This is a genomic window from Sorangiineae bacterium MSr12523 (assembly GCA_037157775.1).
Classification (GTDB): domain Bacteria; phylum Myxococcota_A; class Polyangia; order Polyangiales; family Polyangiaceae; genus Pendulispora; species Pendulispora brunnea.
The window spans coordinates 1,855,045-1,876,669 of record CP089982.1; the positions used below are offsets into that span (position 1 = coordinate 1,855,045).

A 21,625-nucleotide genomic window follows, 5' to 3' on the forward strand; every position below is an offset into this window, starting at 1 on the left:
TCGGTCGGCCGTCGAACTTAAAACGTTGCCTTGAAGATGGGCAGCCGAAGCTCCGTCACTTGCTGCACGCCGAGCTGCTTGCGCTCCTGAAGCGAATAGCTTTCGCGCACTTGCGGCAGGGGGATTCCCATGCGGAAGCCTGCATCGCGATGCAGGTCGAGCAACGACATGGGAACCGCGGGCGGCTTCGCCGGACTCGCTGCAGGCGGGGTGGACGGTGCCGGTGTGGTGGAAGGCGGCGGCGTGGTCGCCGATCCTCCTCCCTCGAGCACCACACCCCCACCCGGGCGACCCGGATCGGCCGGCGGTGCATTCGTCGGCGCGCGATCTTCGCTCGCGCCGTCGCTCGGCTGGTAGCGCGTGGCGTTGAGGACGAGAACGACCGCCGGGATGACCAGCGCAAGGCCGCCCGCCAGCATGTACGTGGGCACGCGCCCGTCGTCCGAGAACGAAGCTTGCTCGATGGCGTATCCGGCGAATCCACCGCCGACCGCGCCGAGGCCGCCGCCGATGACGTAAGCCCAGGGGCTCTGCACCTTGAAGAGCGACATCGGGATGGTCACGACCTCGGCTCCGAGCAGTGCGCCGCCTGCGATGCCTTTGCCATCGGGCGAAACTTCATCTGCATGTGCCACGCCGGGGCTCGCCGTGAGCGTTGCCGTTGCGAGTGCGGTGGCCGTGACGGCTGCCAAGACTCGACGCGCGGATGCTACGGAAAACAGCTCACCCAAAGTCGTCATCCCAGATCCTCCGGTCATGAGTTTCGCGAACCTACCACGACGTTCATCGGTTTTCAGGCTTTGTTGGGTCTGGGCTGATGTCGAAGCCGTTCACTTAACCCGTACACGTTCCCGTTCCCGTTCCCGTACACGAAGAAGCCTCGAGAAAGATCGGGAAGGGGAACGGGAACGTGTACGTGTACGGGAAGAGGCCGGCGCCAGGTGAACGGCATTGGGGCTAAGGTAGCGCCCGTGCTTCCGTTGATTCGGCCAGCGGCGCGGGATGCTGCCGCGTTTTGCGTGGGCATTGCGGTGCTCGCTCTCGGGGCGGGCGCGGTGCGTGTCCTGCCTTGGGCGCTCGACTCAACCGTGCCTTGGTCGGTGGCGCTTCCTTTTGCACGGAGCGTGGCGATGCTCGCGCTGGAGGCGGCGGTGCTTCTCGGATGGCCGCTCGGATGGGCGCTGGCCGCGCATCGCTTCGTAGCCGCGGGTGAGGCGCGCGTCTTCGCGCTGCTTGGCGAGACGCCGCTGCGCACGGTGTTTCGTCTTGCGCCGAGCGGTGCGGCCTTCGCGTGCGTGCTTGCGTTGCTCTCGTTTCTCGGCGGGCGCGATGCGAGTGCACCGGGGCGCGTGCTCGCGGAGCTCGTGGCGGAAGGACGCGCGTCGTGCGTTGCGGATCCTGCGGGGCCTCCGCGTGCGATCACCATTCCGTTTCTCCGTGCGAGCTGGCTCTGTGCACCGGACCGCGAACCGCGGTTGCTCGCGCCCTCGCCCTTGGGCAACCTCGTGGTGAACGCCGCCGATGCGCGCATCGCCGAAGATCTGCGCCGCATCGAGCTCGATGATGCGCGCTTTACATTGGGTTCGGACAAGAACACGGCGCACGTGCGCGCCGGTGCGATGGAAATCCGCGGGCTGCCGCCGTGGGCGCAATCGTCGAAGCTTCCTCCTCTAGGGCGCGCGCTGCTCATGGTGGCCAGTGCCTTCGCCGCGTCCGCGCTGGTCGTCTTTCTGCTGCTCTCCGAGCGATTGCGCGGGCGTGCTGCCGGGCTGGCTGTCGCGGCGTCGGGGCCGCTGGCCGCGCTGGGCGTGCTTCGCGCGCTGGAGCGTCAGAGCAGCGGGCCGATTGCCTTGTTTTTGCTTTTGCCGCTCGCGGCGGTGGCCGCGGTGCTATGCAGCACATGGCTCGCCGCGTGCTTGCCCAGAAACGGCGTCACTGCTAGCACATGACACACATTCTCCGGGCACTTCGCCTGGGGAGTACGATTCGGAACCAGAAGCAAACGAGGACTACCATGGGGTCAATGGGTTGGCCGGAGCTCTTGATCATCGCGTTGATCGCCGTCGTGCTGTTCGGTGCCGGCCGCCTTGCCGATATCGGCAAAGGTCTCGGTCAGGGCATCAAGCATTTCAAGAAGGGCCTCAAGGAAGCCGAAGAGGTCGGTAAAGACGACGACGAAGCGGCGCCGAAAAAGTTGCCCGAGAAGAAAGAAGCCTGACGCGTCGCGCCAGCCAGTGCTAAACGCATTCCTCGAGCCGCCTTGGGTGGCCTCTCATTAAATGAGGCGGGCGGCTCGCTCGAAAGGAGCGCGTGCCGTGCCTCAAGGTCTAGCGAAACGCCTCAGCGTGATTGTTCCGAGCATCACGCTGCAAGTGAGCGCGAGGGCGAATGATCTTCGCTCGCGTGGGATCGACGTGGTGAATTTCGGAGTGGGTGAGCCCGACTTCGAGCCCCCCTCCTTCATTCTCGATGCGGCCAAGAAGGCCATCGACGCGGGGCAGACGTCGAAGTACACGGCGGTGACCGGCATTGCGGCGCTCAAGCAGGCCATTTGCGCGGCGACGGAGAAGAAGCGCGGCTTCTTGCCGACGCCCGATCAGATCACGGTGAGCGTGGGCGCGAAGCACTCGCTCTTCAACGTGGCCCTCGCGTGTTACGAGGAAGGCGACGAGATCATCATCCCGACGCCCTGTTGGGTGAGCTACCCCGAGCAGGTGCGCATGTTCGGCGCCGAGCCGGTGCTCGTTCCCACGACGCCGGAAAGCGGCTGGCGTCTGTCGCCCGAGGATCTCGCGCGTGCGCTCACGCCGAAGACGAAGGCGGTCATTCTGTGCACGCCGTCGAACCCCACGGGCTCCGCGTACACGGAAGCGCAACTCGCCGCGCTGCTCGAGGTGCTGCGCAAGCACGACTGCTACATCGTGGTGGACGAGATTTACGGCGACTTGGTTTACGAGGGTTTCCGCCACGTCTCCGCCGCGAAGATCGCGCCCGATCTGCTGTCGCGCCTCGTCATCATCGACGGCGTGTCCAAGTCGTACGCGATGACGGGCTGGCGCATCGGCTGGTCCATTGCCCCGAAGCCGCTCGCGAAGGCATGCGACGTGGTGCAAGGTCAGAGCACGACGAACCCCACCGCGGTCGCGCAGCATGCCGCCGTGGCCGCGCTCACCGGTCCGCAGGAAGAAGTGGAAGCGATGCGCGCCGTGTTCCAGAAGCGCCGCGATCTCATCGTCTCCTTGCTGAACGCGATTCCCGGCGTGAAGTGCCGCACCCCCGAGGGCGCCTTCTACGCCTTCCCCGACTGCCGCGGTCTGTACGGCATCAACTACAAGGGCAAGGCCATCTCGAACGACGAAGACCTCGCGTTCTTCCTCCTCGAGAAAGCCCACGTCGCCGCCGTCCCCGGCGGAGCCTTCGGCGCGCCCGGCTACCTCCGTTTCAGCTACGCGACCAGCGAAGACCGCATCTCCAAGGGCATCGCCTCGATGCGCGCCGCCATCGAAGCCGCGCGCCAAGAAGGCCAATCCGCCACCGCGGGCTAGCCGCTCAGTAGCCCGGCATTTGGTCGGCCGGTAAGTGGAGGCAGGTGCAGGAAGGATCGCCCGTGATGCAGTTGCATGGGGCGGTCCTTTCGTTTTGGTAGCGATGGTACGGGGTTAGCGAGGGGGATTCGCGGTAGCTCGGGATGGGCTGGGAGAGCTCGCGGTGTGAGGGGACCGTGATGGCGGGCGAGAGCCGGTTGTAGTGCGGGCAGGCTCGCTGGCGCACGCTGATGAGCACCGCCATCGCGGCGATCAGCACGGCGGTCGCCATGGGAATGAGGCCCACCCATGCGAGGGGCGGGCGCGGAATCGCAATGCGGCTTTGCCGAAGTTGGGACTCGAGAAGAGCGTTGCGTCGTTCGAGTGCTGCTTTTTCCGCTTCGAGTTGCGCGATGCGGGCGTGCGACGCTTCGAGCTCGTTGCGAAAAGGGGCCATGAGCAAAGCTTGACCCCACGTGCGTCGCGCGCAAGCGAGTGCGGCGCCTGCGGGAAATGGCTACGGCTGCGCTTTGACGCAGCCAAAAGATCGCGTTGACGCGAAACCCTAGCCGGGCGACGGTCGAAACCATCGCTGGAGGCGAGCATGGCGCTTACGGATCCCGCGTCCCGCGCGGTTGGATACCTCATTCTCCGTCATCTCTACGATGGCGACATCATCGAGTGGCCCATCCCCGACGACCATCCGCAGCGACCCGTCTTCGAAGATCTGGAGGAGCAAGGCTTCATCGCCCGGTGGGACCGCGTGTGGCCTCTTCACGATCGCTACCGCCTCACCGAGCGAGGCATCGCGGCCATCGAGGCCGTCTATCGTCCCAACGGCGCGGGCGATTTTTACAATGAGCTTCGCCAGCGCGGCTTGAGCCCGCCCGATCGTCGCGCGTACATCGCCTCGCGCGGGCTCGATCCGTTCTTGTGGCCCCTGCTGCACGATCCGTGGACGCACTGGAGCACGTTCACCGATTTGGGGGCGTCGTATTACACGTATGTCTGGGAAGATCAGAGACCGCCGCGGCGTACGCGCCACCAACGAATGACGGCGCGGCCGCAATACCTCGGGCACGTCGAGTCGGACCGGGACGATCTCGAGGACGACCCGCTCTACGAAGGCGACAACCCCATGCCGGTGGCGTTGGTCGATCTCGACAACGAAGCCGATCACATCGGCCACCACGCGCCGGATCAAGGAGATTACGACATCTCGTGAGCACGCGGACTTTGCGCATCTTGCTCGTGGCCAACGACGGCGCGAGCGCAGGGCATGTGATGCGCGTGTTGGCCGTCGCGCGCGGGCTTTCCCGGCTGGCCCAGCGGCGCGGCTTCACCCCGGCGTTGCTGCTCGCGACCACCTCGGAAGCGCACCAGCTCGGAAGCGAGCAAGTGGCCGTGGTGCGTCTGCCGGCGCCGGTCTCCGGGCGTCGCGCAGGATTGACCGACGTCGAACGCCGACGCATCACCGGTGCAGCCCTCGAAAGCGTGGCCGATGCCTTCGGGCCGGATCTTCTCGTGGTGGATACGTTTCCATCGGGGCCGCACGGTGAGCTCGCGGGGCTCTTGTCGTCGGGGCGCATGCCTTCGCGCGCCAAGCGCGCCATCGTGCGTCGAAGCGTGCCGCGGGAGGTTCTCGACCACCCCACCCTGGCGCGCGGACTGGAGCGATACGATCTAGCCATCGTGGCGGACGATCCATTCCGCGACGAGACCTTGCGCCTGCCGTTGCGCACCGCGCACGTGCCGTCCATCACCCTGACGGAGCCCGCGGACGCGGAGAATCGGGATGCCGCACGGGCACGGTTCGGTGTGCCGCAAGATGCGTTCGCCGTGTTGGTGGCAGCCGGAGGCGGGGCCGATCAAGAGGCGGCGCAGTGCGCCTCCCGCATCGTCAAGGCATTGCCGCAGGGCGTGTTCCCCGTGGTCGCGGCGGGCCCGCTCGCTCCGGGCGCAGGCGGCACGCGCGTTGCGCCGATGGCTCCGTGGCTGGCTGCGTTCGACGCGGCGTTCTCCGCGGCGGGGTACAACACCGCGCACGAATTGGTGAAGGCGGGCATCCCGTCGGCGCTGTTCGCGATGCCGCGGCCGTTCGACGATCAGGCCGCGCGCGTTCGGCGCTTTGCCGATGCCTCACTGGCGTTCGCACTGGAGCGGTTCGACGAGGAGGGCTTGCGCGAGGCCATGGCATGGTTCGAGGCCGGACCACGCGTGGAGCTGCCCTCGGGCGGTGCCGACGAGGCGGCGCGAGCGCTGTTGGACCTGGTGGGGGCGACGTGAAGATCGCGTTTCATGCGATCAACGGCGTGGGGCTCGGGCACCTCGTGCGCGTCCTGGCCCTGGCCAACGAGGTGCGGGCGTTGGTGCCCGGGGCGCGCATCCTGGTGGTGACCAACGCGCGCGATCCATCGATGCTCACGCGCGCCGGAATCGACTTCGTGGCTTTTCCTCCGAGGCTACACGAACCGCACGCCGATCCCCGGCGGGTCGATTCGGCGCTGCCGCCCGCGCTGGAGGAGGCGGCCCTTCTCGCCGTGTTCGAGACGTTCGCGCCGGACCTGGTGGTCTTCGACACCCATGCACCCATGGGCGTGGTTCGGCAGCTCCGCGGCCCGCGTGCGGTGCTCGTGTTGCGTGAATTGCGTCCCGATGCCCTGCGCGCCTTCCTCGCGAGCGGCGCACCCGCGTGGTTCGACCGCATCGTGGTGCCGCACGATGCGGACGAGGTGAACATGCCGCTCGAAAGCGCGCCCCTGTCCATCGTGGGCCACGTGGTGAGCACGCATGCGCTGGCCGCGCGCAACGTGGCACCGCAGGAGGGCACGCGCGTCGTGGCCATGGCGGGCGGCGGCGGGCAGCCCCTCGATGCCGCGCGCTACACGCGGGCGGTGGCTGATGGCCACCTTCTCGCGCGGGCCCGCATCCCGGGCCTGGAAACGGTGCTCGTGCTCGGTCCTTACGGGGAAATGCCCGCCCACGCCGAGGATTTTCCCGGCCTGACCATGCGGCGCTCGGTGGCCGACCTGCCGGGGCTCTGGGCACGCGCGAACCTGGTGATTTCGCAGGCGGGGTACAACGCCATTGCGGAGATCCGCACACTCGCCAAGCCGGCCATTTTGATTCCGGGATTTCGCAAGGCCGAGGATCAACGGGCGCGGGCGAAACGGCTCGTTCGTGCGCGTGCGGCGGTCATGGCACGCCCGGAAGCGCGGTCCATCGCGGATCGGATCGAGGCGCTGCTGACGACACCGGGGGCGCTCGAAGCCATGCGGCGCGCCCACGATGCGTACCCTCTCGTGCCGCGAAACCGCGAGGCAGCGGAGGCCGTGCTTCGTCCGGTGTGGCGTGGGCCGGGGCCGCTGCGTCGGGTGGTGCTTGTCGCGCACGACTTTGCGCCCAGGGTGGGCGGGATGGAGACCGTGGCGCGTGCGCTCGCCGAGGGGCTGCTCGCGCGTGGCGTCGAGGTGCGCGTTTACACGATGAATCGGCTGGGGGCGGCGACGGCGAGCGGCCTTCCCGCGGGGGTGGTGCGCCCGCTGTATGCGCCGCCCCTCGGCGGGCGGGGTATCGACTTGGAGGCGGACCTGCTCACGACGATCGACGCGGCCCTCGAGGAAGCGCCCGACGTCGTTCACCTTTGCCACGCCGGGCTCGGGCCATGGGTACCGGCGCTGCGCGCGGCCCTGCCCAGTGTGGTCACCGCCCATGTGCACGGCAACGATCTGCTCGCGCCGTGGGTGCACCATGGTCGTGAGCCGGACGCGTACCGTGCGGCGGTCACCGGCGGGCTGTCCGCAGCCGATGCGGTGCTTTGCGTGTCGCGCTTCTCGGCGCAGGCCGCGCGCGATGCAGGGGTGGCGTCCGAGCGCATTCGCGTGGTGGAAAACCATGTCGACGTCGATCGGTTCGCGCCGGGCCCGCGGGACGAGGCGCTCGCACACCGACTCGGGTTGCAGCCGGACGACGAGGTATGGCTCACCGTATCGCGCCTTGCGCTTCGAAAGGGGCATCGCACCGTGCTGCGTGCCCTCGCGGCGGTGGCGACGCAGCGTCCGCGCTTGAAATACGTCTTCACCGGCGAAAGCGACGAACGCCTCGCGGAGCTCCTCGCGTACGCCGCCTCGTTGGGCATCGGGGGGCGTGTGGTGGCGGCGGGCTTCGTACCGGAGAGCGAGCTTCCCGCGCTCTACCGGCTCGCGGACGTCTTCATCCTGGTCCCGGACGGAGACGAGCAGACCGATGTCGAGGGCTTTGGCGTAGCGTTGCTCGAGGCCGCTGCGAGCGGCATCCCCGCGGTGGCCACCTGGGTGGGTGGCGTGCCCGAGGCGGTGGAAGACGGCGTGAGCGGCGTGCTCGTGCCCAAGGGCGACCATGCGGCGTTGGCGCAGGCTGCACTGCGGTTTCTCGAAGATCGCGACCATGCGAAGGCCATCGGCCAGCATGCGCGTGCGCGGGTCGTGTCGCGCTTCTCACAGGCGCAGGCCGTGGAGCGCGTGGTGGCCTTATGGGAAGCTCGGCTGGGGCACGCGAGGCAAGCGCTCCCTGGCCCGAGCCTCGTGCACGCGGCGCGCGAGCACGCAGGCCAACGACGACGGGAGCGGGCGAGGCGGCTCGAGCTGATGAAGGGCCACATCGCGCGCGGGAAAATCGTGCGGCTGCGCGCGATGGGCACCGGGGCGAGGCTTTTGCCCGACGCGCTCGCGGATTGCGAAACCCTGGGCCACGCGCCGCGCGTCGAGATGAAGTTGCGGCGGTTTCTCGATGCGGACTTCGCGGTGTACGCGCTCCCGCGCGTCGAATCGGTGGAGCTGGTGCACGGTGTGCCCCACGCGCTCGGCCCGGCGCTCCTGGAAAAGCTGCGACAGCTGCCCGATGCGGCGCTGGCCAAGGTGCGCTCGGTGCGCATCTTCCTGACCACGGAAGCGCGTGAGCAGAGCGAACTCGCACTATCGGCCGTCACCGAAGCGCATGCCCTGCGCAAGGCCCTGCGCGAGCGCGGCATCCTGGTCGTGCCGCCACCCGAGTTGATGCGCTACCTGTCCGAGATGCCCGCGGGCGGCCCCGAAACCGGCATGCTCGAACCGACGAACCTCTGCAACCTCGAGTGCCCCACCTGCCCCACGGGGAAGGGCAAAATTGCGCCGCTTCCTCCCATGAGCTTGCGCCAATTCGACGCGGTCATCGGTGAGCTCGCGCCGCGGATGAAGAACCTCGCCCTTTGGAACTACGGCGAGCCACTCTTGCACCGCGAACTCCCTGCGATGATCGCGCGCGCCAAGAGCGCCGGTGTGCGCGTCGTGAAGGTCTCGTCCAATGTGCACTTTTTGACCGAGGCACGCGGCCAGGCGCTCCTCACCTCCGGCCTCGACGTGCTCATTTTGAGCGTCGACGGTGCGAGCCAGGAGACCTACGCCACGTTTCGGAAAGGCGGCGACTTCGCCAAGGTCAAGGCGAACGTCGCCTGGCTCTGCGCCGAGAAGAAGCGCCGCCAACTGACCAAACCACGCATCGAGCTGCAGTTCATCGCCATGCGGCACAACGAGCACGAACTGCCCGAAATGCGCCGCCTCGCGCACGAGCTGGGCGTCGATCGCCTGCGCATCAAAACGGTGAACGCCGAGGACGACGAAAGCCGGCACCTCGTTCCGAAGGAGCTGCTTCTTTCGCGCTACCGCGCCGATGGTCGCTCGCACAACCGCCGGCATCCCTTCTGCACGATGGCATGGGACCACACGGTGGTGAACGTGGACGGCTCCGTCACGCCGTGCTGCTACCTCCGGCCCGACATGGGGGCGGAGTTCGTCATGGGCAACGTATTCGAAACATCGTTTGCCGAGATTTGGCGCGGCGAGAAATACCGCGCCTTCCGTGCCGCCATGCTCGACGGGCGCGCCTCGATGCCCGTGTGCAGCACCTGCCGCGGGGGCACACACGATCTCGTCGCCGCCGTCGAGGAGGTGGGCGCACCATGATGGCGCTCTTCGAAGGCGGCACCCCGAACGAACCGGGTGCGGCGCGAGCTCTCTACGAGCGCGCGCTGAATGAGCCTGGGGGCGCGATTCGTTGGTGCGTCGATGCTGCGAACATCGGGCTGCTATCCCGAGCGGCGCGCGAGCTCGATGCCACGACCGCGCTCGAGGTGGTGCTCCCCGCGCGCGATGAGGCGCCAGATCGAACCGTGGTGGCCGACGAAGGCGTGCTCGTGCCCACCTTGCGGCGCATCCTCCAGCAGCGGCCCGAGAAGCTTGCGTTTTCCATGAGCAATGGGCGGCCCTACGTCTTGCCGCCGCCGGCGTTGGATATCTCGACGAACGACCTTTGCGGCTTGAAATGCGTCATGTGCGGCAACCGCGCCACGCGGCGCGATCCGCACACCATCTCGGTCGACGACGTGCGCGCGCTGATCGACGAGGCCGCGGAGTGGGGCATCCGCCGCGTGGCCCTCACCGGGGCGGGCGAGCCCTTTCGCGATCCCGCGATGCTGGAGCACGTGGCCTACGCGAACGCGCGCGAGCACCTGGTGACCATCACCTCGAACGGCTTCCCCATCTCCGAGAAGATGGCCGGCGAGCTCGCCCACCGCAACGTCTCCGTCTCCCTGTCCATCCACGGTGCGACGGAGGGCACGCACGACGCCATCGTGGGCGTGCCCACCGCGGCCGATCATGCATGGCGCGCGGTGCGGCGCCTGGTGCGTGCGCGCGATGGCCGGCCTCAGTCGAAGCTCCGCGTGAACGTCTCCAGCGTGATCCAGCGCGACAACCTCGGCGAAATGCCGGCGCTGGTCCGGCGCGCCCGCGAAGAAGGCTGCAACGGCATCAACCTGCAGCCGGTCAACCTGCAACACGGCTTTCTCAAGGCCGAGGCCATCGTGCGCCGCGACGACATTGGTGCGATGTCGCGCTTCTGGCCGGTGCAGAGCGTCGAGCTCGAGCGCGTCTTCGAAGAGCTTTTTGCCCTCAAAGCCGAATACGGCCGTTTCATGCATGCTTCTCTGGAGCGGCTCGCGCTGTTCCGTCGCTATTTCGCCGACCCATCCCGCGAGGCGCTCGGTGTGACGTGCCATGTCGGCGAGTCGTTCCTTGCCGTCGATCATCGCGGCCAGATCAAACCGTGCTACCGCCTCCCATGGTCCCACGGCGATGCACGCTTCCAGCGTCTGCGCCCCCTCTGGAACAGCGAGGCGTACGCGCACACGCGCGCCCTCGTCGAGAGCTGCCCGCTCACGTGCATGAACAATTGCTTCTTTCGCAAGGAGGCCGCCTCGTGATTCCGCTCGTCGAACGCGTGCGCGTGGCCGTGACCGATCCCGAGCTTTCGCGGGCGCTGAACCAAGCCATCGCTGAGGCCATTCGTACCGCCATGCCGTCCGAGCTGCCGGCCCTGCGTGTCGTTCGCTTTCGCACGCGAAAAAAGCTCGCCCAACTGCTCGCCGCGCCGGAGACACTGGCTGGCGCCATCGCGGTGATTCGCGTGACCCGTGCCAACGCGCGGCACCTCGAAGCCTGGATCATCGAGGCGCGGCGGGCCGGTGTGGCCGGCGTTCAACTCGTGTGGAACGGGCGCGATCCGTCGCCCGAGCACGTGCAGCCGCGCATCTTTCGCGTGCTCGAAGTGGCCCGCGCCACCTTGCGCGAGGGCCCGGTGGTTCTCTCGTCGCGCGGCGCGCCGGAGCAGGCGCTGCTTCTCTCGATTTCGATGAAAGGGAACTCGCCATGATGACGTGCGGGCGGGCCATCGCGATCTTGCGGGGCCTCGAGACGAATCAGCTCGTCGCGGAGGCCAAGGAGATCGACACCCTGATCAAGGCCGGCGCCATGGTCGAGGCCGATCCCGAGCATTTCCACGCGCTCACGCGCATCCATCAGCTGAAGGCCACGGTGCCGGAACTCGATGATGCGCTGTCGACGGTCTCGCTCAAGATGGCGCTCACCGACATCGAGTCGAAGCTCAAAGACGAGTGGTACCGCATCCGCACGGGCAAGGAGGAGCTCCGCGCCCAAGAGCAGGCCCGCATTGCCATCCGCTACGCCCTCGGCCGGCTCTCCGATCGCGAGGAAGGTGCGAAACTGCTCACGCTGGACAAGCAGCGCGCGCTGATCCCGGAGGGCGCGATGTACGTGGCCTGTCCGTCGCTGGGCTGCGAGCTGTACGCCATCACCCACCGCGGTCGAAGCATGCGCCAGGAGCTCGAGATCCGCCTCGCCCGATTCGAGCCCGTGGAGTTCTCCGCCTTTCTCAAGGTGTTCGACAAGACGTCCGCCAAGATGGACGCCTTCGTGAAGAACCTCACCGCGCTCTCGCAGGATGTTCCTCCGGTGCGCAAACACCGCGCGCAGATCCTCGTCGGCCTGGTCAAGTCGGGGTTGCCCGCGCAGCAGGCGACGGGCACCTATCGCGAGGTGTTGCGCCACAACCAGCCGCCCGACATCGCGGTGACCTGCGCCCGCAATGTCGGAAAGTTCGGCAACATGGCCAACACCATGGGCGCCCTCCAGCAGGCCCACCGCGCGCTCGTGCAAGCCGGCCTTCGCGATGGGCCGGAGCTCGCCTCGGCCGCCAAGGCGTTGCTCGCGTACGAGCCGCGCGAATCGGCGGTGGCGCGCTTCCTGGAGCTCGTGCGCGGCTTGACGCAGTTGCTTCCGAACGCCGGGGCGCTCGTCTACAAACACGCCGCCCGCGTGATGCTATCCGCTGGCACCGTGCACGAGATCGTGCGCCGCGTGTCCATGACGCTGCAGCTCCTCTTCTCCCGGCGCAACCTTCTTGCCGACGAGGTCAAGGTTGCCGTCGCCCTGGCGGGGATGGTTCAGACGGAGGACGTGCTGCCGGGCTTCGTGGAGCGCTTCTTCCACCTGCGGCACCTGCTCGCACACGAGGCGGGCAACCAGCCCGCGTTGGCTGCGGACTACGCGCTCGAGTGCATCGTATGCCCCGGCACACCGGAGGAAGTCGTCTCCCTCGTGCGAAACCTCGCCTGGCGCATCACCGAGACACGATCGCAGAGCACCACTCCGCAGGACGCCACCGCCATGGCCGTCGCCTTCGCCAAGCGCTTCGCTTATTGAAGCCCCATCATTCCTGCGAGATCACTTCTGCGTGATGTTCCCTTTGGCGTCGATCACCCAGAGCCCTTGGCGGTCGACCTCGTCGTCGCTGAACGTGTCGTTCTTGTTCGTGTTCGTCTTGTGAAGGTCGAACGTCCCCGGCGCGATATTGCCCTTTCGCTTGAACTGCTCTTCCCAGGTGCGAGGCTTCACGCCGTCCGTGTCGACCAGCACGACCGTGCCCTTCTCCATCACTTCAATCATCGGCACGGTGAGGCCATTGATCTGCACCCGCTCGTATTTGCCATCGGGTGGCACCCAGCTGGCCGTCGCACCGGTCGTTTGAGTCGCCTCGCGCTTGTCTTCTTTGGCGTCGGCGCGCTCACGACTGCAGGCCGTGCAAAAAGCCAAGACAAAGAACAACAAGGAAAGTCCAAATCGGGTCATGGTGATCGCGAATGCTACTCACGAATTGGAGGCTCTGGAATCATTCCAAGTTGGCCACGCTTGAGCCGAAGTGGCGCTCGTTCGTTTTGGGGGTGCGTTTTCCAGGGCGCAGGAGCATAACCCTTGGCCGGATGACCTCACGCACTGCGCTCATCGTAGGTGCCACGGGACTGGTGGGGAATCACTGCCTCGATCTTCTCCGGTCCGAACCGCAATACCGCCGCGTGGTCGTGCTCACGCGCCGCACCCTCGGCGTGGCCGATGCGAAGTTGAGCGAGGAGCTCGTCGACTTCGATCGGCTCGACGAACACCCCGACGCGTTTCGTTGCGACGACGTTTATTGCTGCCTAGGGACCACGCGAAAGATCGCCGGCTCCAACGAAGCGTTCCGCAAAGTCGATCACGACTACATCGTCGAGGTGGCCCGCCTCGCCAAGGAGCGCGGTGCCAAGCGCTTCGCCCTCGTCTCCAGCATGGGGGCCGATGTGCGGTCGCGCAATTTCTACCTGCGCGTGAAGGGCGAGACCGAACGTGACGTCGAGGCGCTCGGCTACGACGTCCTGCAGATCTTCCGCCCCAGCTTCCTCGTCGGGCAGCGCAACGTGCGCCGCCCCAGCGAAGCGATGGTCGTCGCCGTCACGCGCGGGGTGTCCAATGCCCTCATCGGCCCCTTGCGCAAATACCGCCCCATCGAGGCCTCCACCGTGGCCGCGGCGATGGTGCGCTCGCTCGTGCAGGGAGAGCCGGGGCAGCGGATTCACACGTTCGACGGCATTCAGTCCCTCGTTCCGCGCGAGGCCAGCGTTTAGCGCTCGACCAGCTCGACCAGAGTACGGCGCGTGATCGTTCCCTCCCGCGTCAGCTTGCCCGCCGTCACGTAGAGCTGTCCCTCGTTTCGCACCAGCTCCCATTGGGTGTGCCGCTCGATGCTCGCCTCGAGCCCGTCGAGAAATGCCGGCTCGAGCCGCCATACTTCGATGTCGGCCGCGCGATGAATTTCCTTCTTGGCCCATTCGCGCCGAAGCAAGGTCAGCTCCGCGTGCGTATAGAGCGCCACCCGCTTGGCGGCCTTCGAGGCCTTGTGCAACCGCTCCGCCGAGGGCGCGCCAACATCGATCCACGCGAGCAGCAGCCCCGTCGGATCGTGCACGGCAATGGGCGGCTCGTCGGTGGAGGAGAGCCCGCCTTTGCTGAAGGCAATGCCTTCCTCGTACGAGAGGGCATACGCAAAGAGGCGTGTGAGCATGTAGCGCAGGCTCTCCGAAGGATGCCGCGCCACCCGCAAATCCAAGGACTCATAAACGCCGCGGTCGACATCCGACAGGGCGATCTCGACTCGATGTATTGTCGCAGTAAGGGCCATGGCTGGCCCATCCTAGCGGATCGTCTAGGCACTCTCGGCGTGCGAGTTTCGCTCGGATAACGACGAGCGCAGCCTCGACAGCCGCTCGATGATGCTCTCGAGGCTCACGCGAAGCTCCGCCGGCCGGCGATGCCCGCGATCGATCTCGATCGTCTCGGGCTCCAGGGTTTGCCATTCGACGAGCTCTTCTCGGCCCGCACGATGAATGCGCACGCGCACTTCGTGGCGAAGCGAGTGCATGCGCGAGAGGTTCTCTTCGAGCTCGGACATCTTTGTCTTCTGCATGACGGGTTCCTCCCCCGACGAGAAACCCCGCCGGCGATTCGTCGTAATCCGCGCACTGCCGGGATCGCAATGTCGATCCCGTACATGCAACGTAACGGACATCGCATCATTGCATAGCCAATGCGCACGCGGGCCGTTTTTCAGAGAGAAAAAAGTGCGCGGCTCCAACGCCAACCAGCTCCAACCAGCAGAGCGGGTAGCTTCGTCGAAGCAGCGTTTCGATGTCCCAACGCTGCGCTACGTTTCGTCATCGTTTCAAAAAATGGCGCTCATGGCGCGCAGCGTCAATAGCGTCGTTGCCAGACACCGTCGACGATGGAGGTTCCTCGATCGCCAAACGTCGTTTCCAGCGTCCAATTGCGTTTCACGCGCCAGCTGATGATCAAGAAATTGCGATCGGGCCGATCGAGCGGCGGCACGCCCAGCGCGTGGCCCAACTTCACCGCGAGGCTGCGCGACAATTGGAACTCCAGTTCCGGGCGCGGGTTGGCCGATTGCGTTGTGTCGATGTGGGCCGTAATGCGATCGGTCCCTGCGAGATCCTCGATGCCTTTGTTGAGCCCTTGTGCTGCATAGGCGCCGCCCATCCCGACGGCGCGAACGGTTCCATCGGGCTGCCGCTGCGGGTACGGCGTCGATTGTGAGCCCTCCGCGGTGCCGAACATCAGCAGCGCCACGATCTCGTTCTTGGGCCGTGGCGGCTCCGACCGCAAATTGACTTTCCCCGTTTTGAGCGGGCCGACGAAATCGGCGTACACCAAAGTCCCATCCGGGGCATTCCAGCGCGCGGTCACCACGATTTCGGGATTGTTCGGTTCGCCCACGAACGATACCGTGCCGCGCTCGATTTCGAGCTTCTTACCCTGCAGCTCGATGAATCCGCCGGTAAGGCGGAGCCGTCCGGTCATTTTCGTCTTTTCGCCGCTAATTTGGATTCGAGGATCGCCGGTTACACCGACCTTCACATCGGTGGAGCGCCGAATCTCGACATCGTCACCCAGGTGAACGTTGACCGTCGTGACGGTCTGTGGCTCGTTCGTGGTCTTTGCTTCGCCGCCTTCGTAGTCCTCTTGATCGAGCGGTAGCTTGGTCAGCTCGTCGCGTTTGCGCTCGACGCCAATCTGGATGTCGTTGCGCGCTTCGAGATCTTGCACACTGTTCCCGCCGGTGGGCGGCAGCTTCGTGTGGAAGCTGGGGATGTTCACGTTCATCGTGGTGGTGCGGCCATCGGGGCTGTTGCGAAGGTCGACGCTCACATCGCCATAGATGGCGCCGATCGGTTCGCCTTGGAGGGCCAGCGGCAGCGCTTCGCGTTCGCGGATGTGCACCTTGCCGGATGCGTGCTCCAGCTTGGTGCCGGCCAGCTTGGCCTCCGCACTGGCCGAGAGCCTGCCCTCGGTACCGTGCGCCACCACGTCATCGACGCGAACGCGGCCGTCCTCGGTGAGCTTCACCGTCGCGCGCACGCCGTGCAGCTCGTCGCCGAGCGCGGGCAGGTTGACCACGCCTTCGCGGAAGGCGAGCTGGCCGCTCATCTTCGCGTCCTTCGAACGGGGATCCCATCGACCTTGCGCTTTCGCATCGAGGTATCCGTCCAGATCGCTCACCGCGCCCGCAAGAAAGGGTTCCAGCGCGGCAACTCGGAAGTGCTGCGCGGAGACGTTGGCCTCGACCGGTTTGCTCTCGTCGAGTGCCGGTGCCACGGCCGCGCCCCATGTCGTCGTGGCGCGGGCGCGCGCCTCGAAGAATCCGTCGTCCTGGTCGAACCGCACCACGGCTTCCGTCGGCTCGGGCCCGCCCGCATGGGCCTCGATGAATCCGCCTTTGTAGCGCGCCTCGCCCACCGCGAGCTTCTCGATGTCCAGGCGCGCGCGCGCCCGGGCATCCTTGTGAATGCCTTGCACGGCCAGCTCGCCGCGCATCGTTCCGCGCACCTGCATATCGGAAAATTGCGACACGCTCTGCAGCGGAAAGTTGGCCAGTTTTGCCTGCAGATCCGCATCCCATGGCAGCTCGCGCCCGGCCACGGGATGGAGCAGATCCTCGATGTTCACGTTGGCTTGAGCTTTCGCCGTGAGGACCTCCGTGCCTGGAAGCGTGTTCACGCGCACGGTGGTCTCGAATCGCTTTCCGTCGTAGGAGGCGTTCATGCGCGTGTCCGTCGCCGGCGTGCGGGTCCCGGGTTCGACCTTGAAGTCGGAAAGGCGCGCATCGATCGCGAGGCGCGGCTCCTGCGCGTTGCCCGAGGCGGACAGATTCAACTCGAGGTTCCCGGGCATTCCTTTGGTGCGAAGCGCCGGCGGAAGATCGGCGACCTTGCGGCGGGGCACCTGGAAACGCGCCTCGAAGGGCACCTTTTCCAGCTCCGCCATCGCGTGGGCCGGATCGGGATCGCTCCAGAGCTCGTTGTAGGGCAGCTCCGCTTTGGCGTCGAAATTCATCAAGGGGCCATGTGCATCGACGAGGCGCGCGGACAGCTCGGCGTGGCCGCTGGTCGCATCCACGCGCAGATTGAGCGCTGCATCGACGTCGCTGCTTCGCCAGGCGGGCGGTGCGACGACCTTCGTTCGTCCCACGGGCGGCGGCGTCTCGGGTTGCGTGCCGGCGAGCACCAGCCCGCGCGTCTGGGTGGAAAGGCTGATCTCGGGCGCCACGGTCGGCGAATCGCGGCGCAGGGTCCCCGTGACGTCGAGCTTCCCCTTCATCTCGCCGAAGGGCCGCTGGTTGGGCGGCACGAGCGAGGCGATTCGCTCCAAGTCGATCTCGCCGTCCAGTGCAGCACGGCCGATGAGGCCTTTCCACGCTGCGACGTCGAGCGGACCCTTCGTCCCGTGCAACTTCGCCTTCGTGCTGCGCAGCGAGATGTGCCCCGCCTCCGCGAAGTCGGCCTTCACGCCGATGTCGAGATCGTCGTCGTTCAGGACCGCCGCAAGCTCCACGTTGCCGTGTTGCAGCTCGGAGACGGTGGCGTCTTCCACGGACAGGTCCACGCGCCCCTTCGCCGTGCGCTCCGCGAGGCTTGCGTCGATGGCGAAGGCCAGCGTCCCTCCCGAGACTTTGTCCTGGACATCGAGCAGGCGGGCCATGCGGTCCAGATCGAGCCCGTCGGCCTTGGCGTGCACCGTCAGGCCATGCGCGCTTTTCGAAAGCGAGGCGTGCGCCGGCGCGCCCAGGCCCGAAATGACGAGGCCATCGACCTTCAAAGCATTGGCCGCCACCAGGCGGTCGACGTTGACGGACACGGTTTCGCCGTTGCGGTCGAGGGTCACGCGCGCGTTTCGGACGACTTGGTGCACGGGATCGACCGAGCCGCGCACGCCAAGGGTGCGAACATCGTAGCCGCCCGCGACGACGTCGCTGGCGTGGACGCTGGCATCGATGCGGGGCGCGGAGAAGGTGCCCGTCGCCCGTGCGTCGACGGTGGCGCGGGCCACTTGCGCCGTATCGGTGTAGGCGAAATCGCGCACGTTGGCTTGGAGCCGCGCGTCCAGGGTTTGGCCCTCGACGTCGACGCTTCCCGTGGCCTTCAGATCGAACGCACCGGCCAAGCCCCGCGTGAGGCTTTCGAGCCGCGGGACGCGCTCCACCGCCGGCACGTTGCTGGAGACAGCGAAGTCGACCCGATGGTGCTCTCCGACGGGGCGCATGGTGGCCTCGAAGGCGACGGGCGCGCCGCGCTCCTCGATGGAGCCCTCGGCGCGGGCGCTGTCTTCCGTGAAGCGTCCCCGCACGTGCGCCGGCGGGACGGCGTTCGGCCCGAAGGAGCCGGGCAGCACATCGAAGGTGTACACGCCGGAGAGCGCGCCTTGGGGCCCGATGGCCAGCTCGATTTCGCTGGTTGCGGCAAGCTTCGAGGCCGGCGCCGTCTCCGAGAACGCGCGAACGTCCACATCGCGTGCGGCCACGTGCGCGACGACGTGGGTGCGGTCGGCGCCGAGGCCTACGGTGCCCGTGACGTCGACCGCGCCTGGGCCTGCGGTCACGTGCGCTTTGGCCTCGAGGCGCGACAGCTCGCCATGCACCTCGGCATGGGCCTCGAACGGCTCGCGGACGGGCGGCGGATCGAACATGCCGCGAAGCCGCTCCGCTTCGGTGCGCGGTACATCGAGCACCGCATCCAGGCGATCGCCATTCATGCGCGCGTGCGCGTGCGCAGGGACGCCTCCTGCATCGCCATCGAACCGCCCGGTGAGCTCCATCGACTCGCCGCTGTGCGAGGGCATGGCCAAGTGGAACTCGGCATTCCCATGCGGGTTGGCTCGATTGGGCATTCCGCGCGCGGCGAGGTGCGCGCCATCCAAATCGATGCGCGTGTCCTTCGGCGCGACGAGCACCCGGACGGAAAGCCCATCGGCATCGACGTCCAGTGCGGGCGCACCCGCCATGGTGCCGTGCACCCAGCCATGCGTGAGGGATGCGTGCGGAAAGAAGAGCCGCAGCCCGCGCGCGGTGGGATCCGGTGGCTTGGGCGGCACGGGCTTGGGGGGCTCGACGGGCTCGAATGCACGAAGCAGACGCATCACGTGCTCGGAGCTCTGGTCGTCGTCGAGATTCGCCTCCAGATAGGCGATATCGAGTTTCGTCACGGTGATCTCGATATCGCCTTTTCCAAGCAGTGCGGATTTCAGCACAGCCATGGCCGATAGCCGCGCATCCACGCCGTCGGCCAGCAACACGCGTTGTCCGCTCGGATCGGTCACCTGAGCACGCACGCCGCGCACGCCATCGAGCCCGAGGTGCGCGATGCGCTCGAGGGCGATGCGTCCCTTGAGCGATTGCGCCAACAGGGCATGGATCTGATGGGCCGCGACACGCCGCGTCGCCGGCAAATCGAGGTGCAAAAGCGCACCGGCCACCGTGGCCGTGACGAACGTGACCGTGGTGCCTACGACCGTACCAAGAATGCCGAGAACGCGTCGCGATCGCATCAGAACGCCTCTCCCAGGCCGAAAGCAATGGCAATTGGAATGCCGAAGAGGTCCTGCGGCGTCTTTTCGTCGCGCGTTCGGCCGCCGAGCACCTGAAGTCCCGGAATTCGATAGCCGATATCCAATCGAATGGGACCGACCGGTGTGTCGTAACGCGCCCCGACGCCGCACGACAGATGCAAGTGGGTGAGGCGAATGTCCACAGTTTGCGGGGAGACGTCACTCATGTCACAGAAAACGGCCCCAGCCAGGGGGCCATTGATGACGAAGCGCAGTTCGTTCTGAAATTCCCAAAGCGTGAATCCCCCAATGGGGATCGTGCAATTCGGATCCGTGGACCCAGGTACGCATGCGCTTTGCACTTGGGCCGCCGCCGTCTCCGGATTCAAAAAAGGCACGAACGCATGCGGGCTCACCCCGCGGAACGGATAACCGCGATTCGAGGTGGAGCCGCCGGAGAAGAACCCTCGAAAGAACATGACTTGAAGATCCCGCGTGCGATCGGCATCCTGCGGCAATTGGGCGCGCGCCGGATCGCGCACGGCGTCTCCGTAGTTCGAGGGGAAAAGAAACCCGACGGACAGGCGTGTGACGAACGAGCCTTTCGCGGCCACCGGAATGTACGTGCGGATCTCGGGCTGCACGCGAATGTCGCGCACGTTCCCGCCGAGCCCGGCCACCTGCAGATCGTTTCCCAGGAAGATGCCTTTTCGCGGATGCACGGCATCGTCGCGAAAGTCGAGCTGGGTCAGAAGCTCCGGGTAGCTGACCACGATGTTGGAAAGCGTCGGGTCTTTGGCACCCTGGTACATGAAGGGGATATCGATTTGCACATTTTGGGATAACGCAGCATACAGCTTCCAAATCGTGCGATCGACACCGACCGAACCTCGGAATTCGGCATACCCCAATACCGGATCCGGTGTTTTTGCATCGGGATTCAGAAGCACCGGAAATACATTGAACTCGGGGCGGACGAAGCCCGTGGTGCGCGCCTCGAGAAAGCCGGGTTGGCGAAGCTCGGCGCGCAGCTTTTCCTCGGGGAAGAAACGCTCCGGCGCGACCAGGTTGTTGATGCGCGTTGGATAAAACACCAGGCCGGGTTTCAGGGTGACTTGGAAGCTGCGAAACCCGCCGAGGAAGTTTTTGCTCTCCCAACCCACGAGCCCGTGGACGTCCGCGCGCAATTGGTCGAATTCGAAGCCGCCGCCGAGCCGCACGGTGCGAAGTCGGGCCGGCTCGACTTTGACGGTTATCGGCACCACGTGGTCGTCCGGCGGTGGGGTGCGCAAATCCGGTTTCATTTCCACCGAAGCGAAGACGCCCAATTCCAAAATAGCTTGCTGCGCGCTGTCGAGATCGGCCTCGGAATACGGTTCGCCTTCCTGGATATCCATGGCGCGCCGCACGGGTGCAGCCGGCAGCTCGCCCAGTCCCTCGATGGTCACCTTGCCGAAGCGTGCGGGCTTCTCCGGCGTGGCGCTCAGAACGATTTTGGCCGTGTGACGGACCAGGTCCACGGCGGCGGCGCGTGTCACTTTGGCGTACGCGTATCCGCGATCGCTGAGCGCGCGCCGCACATCACCTTCCGCGGTCGTGAGGTCGTCTTCGGCGAAGGGCTGGTTGTGCGGCAAACGCCCTGCGGCGGCTTTCAAGGCGGCGTCGCGCACCGGCGGTGGGAGTCCCTCGATGCCCTCCACGGTGACATGTTCGATGCGGACCGGTTGACCTTCATCGACGATGACCTCGACGCGGACGTGCCCCTTGCCGGTCTCGATGACCTGGCCTGCCATCGCCCGGGCGTCGTAGTACCCGCGCGCGCGATAAAAGCGCTCCACCCGCGCGAGATCGCGCTGCAATACGAAGCGATCGAGAAGTTCGTAATCGAAGACGACCCCGCGGAAGAGGGACAAGAATTTCGGGCTGGGGCTCGTGGCGAGCTTTTCGGCAATATCGGAATCGTCCACGTTGCGTGCGCCGCGGATGTTCACGGCATCGACCGCCGCGCGACCTTTCGGCACGGAC

Annotated in this window: 17 protein-coding genes; 10 read left to right on the plus strand and 7 right to left on the minus strand. The window is 66.5% G+C overall.

Annotated elements, in window-relative coordinates; all coding sequences use genetic code 11:
- Positions 1-17 precede the first annotated feature (17 nt).
- Complete coding sequence (locus LZC95_07370; GenBank protein WXA96653.1) at positions 18-740, minus strand: hypothetical protein; 723 nt, start codon at positions 738-740, stop codon at positions 18-20.
- 231 nt (positions 741-971) lie between these two features.
- On the opposite strand from LZC95_07370, the gene LZC95_07375 reads away from it, so the two are divergent.
- From LZC95_07375 to LZC95_07385, 3 genes are all read left to right on the plus strand, one after another.
- Positions 972-1,949: a hypothetical protein gene (locus LZC95_07375; protein ID WXA96654.1), complete on the plus strand. Its 978-nt coding sequence runs from the start codon at positions 972-974 to the stop codon at positions 1,947-1,949.
- A gap of 92 nt (positions 1,950-2,041) precedes the next feature.
- The gene (locus LZC95_07380; GenBank protein ID WXA96655.1) at positions 2,042-2,218 is read left to right on the plus strand and encodes a twin-arginine translocase TatA/TatE family subunit; all 177 of its coding nucleotides are present in this window, start codon (positions 2,042-2,044) and stop codon (positions 2,216-2,218) included.
- Positions 2,219-2,315: 97 nt separating this feature from the next.
- On the plus strand, positions 2,316-3,545 hold the full coding sequence (locus LZC95_07385) for a pyridoxal phosphate-dependent aminotransferase (GenBank protein WXA96656.1): 1,230 nt from the start codon (positions 2,316-2,318) through the stop codon (positions 3,543-3,545).
- A 4-nt stretch (positions 3,546-3,549) separates the two neighbouring features.
- Here LZC95_07385 and LZC95_07390 read toward each other — a convergent pair whose 3' ends face one another.
- Positions 3,550-3,981 (minus strand): tropomyosin, encoded by a 432-nt coding sequence (locus LZC95_07390; protein ID WXA96657.1) that lies wholly within the window; start codon positions 3,979-3,981, stop codon positions 3,550-3,552.
- A gap of 147 nt (positions 3,982-4,128) precedes the next feature.
- Between LZC95_07390 and LZC95_07395 the strand changes: the two genes are divergently transcribed.
- The 6 genes from LZC95_07395 to LZC95_07420 are packed head-to-tail and all read left to right on the plus strand — an operon-like array spanning position 4,129 to position 12,598.
- Positions 4,129-4,749 (plus strand): hypothetical protein, encoded by a 621-nt coding sequence (locus LZC95_07395; protein ID WXA96658.1) that lies wholly within the window; start codon positions 4,129-4,131, stop codon positions 4,747-4,749.
- A complete protein-coding gene (locus LZC95_07400) occupies positions 4,746-5,810 on the plus strand; it encodes a hypothetical protein (GenBank protein ID WXA96659.1) in 1,065 nt (354 codons plus the stop codon). The genes LZC95_07395 and LZC95_07400 overlap by 4 nt, the downstream gene beginning before the upstream one ends.
- Positions 5,807-9,502, plus strand: a complete 3,696-nt coding sequence (locus LZC95_07405) for a glycosyltransferase (GenBank protein ID WXA96660.1) — start codon at positions 5,807-5,809, stop codon at positions 9,500-9,502. Before LZC95_07400 ends, LZC95_07405 begins: the two co-directional genes overlap by 4 nt.
- Positions 9,499-10,800 carry a radical SAM protein gene (locus LZC95_07410; protein ID WXA96661.1) on the plus strand — a complete coding sequence of 434 codons (1,302 nt, stop codon included), beginning with the start codon at positions 9,499-9,501 and terminating at the stop codon, positions 10,798-10,800. Before LZC95_07405 ends, LZC95_07410 begins: the two co-directional genes overlap by 4 nt.
- Entirely contained in the window at positions 10,797-11,249 is a 453-nt protein-coding gene (locus tag LZC95_07415) for a hypothetical protein (protein WXA96662.1), read from the plus strand. Before LZC95_07410 ends, LZC95_07415 begins: the two co-directional genes overlap by 4 nt.
- Positions 11,246-12,598, plus strand: a complete 1,353-nt coding sequence (locus LZC95_07420; GenBank protein WXA96663.1) for a hypothetical protein — start codon at positions 11,246-11,248, stop codon at positions 12,596-12,598. Before LZC95_07415 ends, LZC95_07420 begins: the two co-directional genes overlap by 4 nt.
- Before the next feature lie 21 nt (positions 12,599-12,619).
- On the opposite strand, the gene LZC95_07425 is transcribed toward LZC95_07420, so the two are convergent.
- Positions 12,620-13,024: a hypothetical protein gene (locus LZC95_07425; GenBank protein ID WXA96664.1), complete on the minus strand. Its 405-nt coding sequence runs from the start codon at positions 13,022-13,024 to the stop codon at positions 12,620-12,622.
- A 131-nt stretch (positions 13,025-13,155) separates the two neighbouring features.
- Here LZC95_07425 and LZC95_07430 point away from each other — a divergent pair, with 131 nt between their 5' ends.
- Complete coding sequence (locus tag LZC95_07430; GenBank protein WXA96665.1) at positions 13,156-13,833, plus strand: oxidoreductase; 678 nt, start codon at positions 13,156-13,158, stop codon at positions 13,831-13,833.
- Here LZC95_07430 and LZC95_07435 read toward each other — a convergent pair.
- The 4 genes from LZC95_07435 to LZC95_07450 all read right to left on the minus strand — a co-directional run bounded on the left by LZC95_07435 (position 13,830) and on the right by LZC95_07450 (position 21,621).
- Entirely contained in the window at positions 13,830-14,387 is a 558-nt protein-coding gene (locus tag LZC95_07435) for a YaeQ family protein (protein ID WXA96666.1), read from the minus strand. The two genes, LZC95_07430 and LZC95_07435, sit on opposite strands and share 4 nt — an antisense overlap.
- 24 nt (positions 14,388-14,411) lie before the next feature.
- Entirely contained in the window at positions 14,412-14,672 is a 261-nt protein-coding gene (locus tag LZC95_07440) for a hypothetical protein (GenBank protein ID WXA96667.1), read from the minus strand.
- A gap of 284 nt (positions 14,673-14,956) precedes the next feature.
- Complete coding sequence (locus LZC95_07445) at positions 14,957-19,600, minus strand: translocation/assembly module TamB (protein ID WXA96668.1); 4,644 nt, start codon at positions 19,598-19,600, stop codon at positions 14,957-14,959.
- Positions 19,600-21,621, minus strand: coding sequence for a BamA/TamA family outer membrane protein (locus LZC95_07450; protein WXA96669.1), 2,022 nt, complete (start codon positions 21,619-21,621; stop codon positions 19,600-19,602). The genes LZC95_07445 and LZC95_07450 overlap by 1 nt, the downstream gene beginning before the upstream one ends.
- Between the last annotated feature and the right edge of the window lie 4 nt (positions 21,622-21,625).

Coding starts and splice junctions, on each gene's coding strand:
- LZC95_07435 (WXA96666.1), bottom strand. CDS start 14,387: ATGGCCCTTACTGCGACAATACATCGAGTCGAGATCGCCCTGTCGGAT.
- LZC95_07420 (WXA96663.1), top strand. CDS start 11,246: ATGATGACGTGCGGGCGGGCCATCGCGATCTTGCGGGGCCTCGAGACG.
- LZC95_07390 (WXA96657.1), bottom strand. CDS start 3,981: ATGGCCCCTTTTCGCAACGAGCTCGAAGCGTCGCACGCCCGCATCGCG.
- LZC95_07370 (WXA96653.1), bottom strand. CDS start 740: ATGACGACTTTGGGTGAGCTGTTTTCCGTAGCATCCGCGCGTCGAGTC.
- LZC95_07395 (WXA96658.1), top strand. CDS start 4,129: ATGGCGCTTACGGATCCCGCGTCCCGCGCGGTTGGATACCTCATTCTC.
- LZC95_07425 (WXA96664.1), bottom strand. CDS start 13,024: ATGACCCGATTTGGACTTTCCTTGTTGTTCTTTGTCTTGGCTTTTTGC.
- LZC95_07410 (WXA96661.1), top strand. CDS start 9,499: ATGATGGCGCTCTTCGAAGGCGGCACCCCGAACGAACCGGGTGCGGCG.
- LZC95_07445 (WXA96668.1), bottom strand. CDS start 19,600: ATGCGATCGCGACGCGTTCTCGGCATTCTTGGTACGGTCGTAGGCACC.
- LZC95_07430 (WXA96665.1), top strand. CDS start 13,156: ATGACCTCACGCACTGCGCTCATCGTAGGTGCCACGGGACTGGTGGGG.
- LZC95_07440 (WXA96667.1), bottom strand. CDS start 14,672: ATGCAGAAGACAAAGATGTCCGAGCTCGAAGAGAACCTCTCGCGCATG.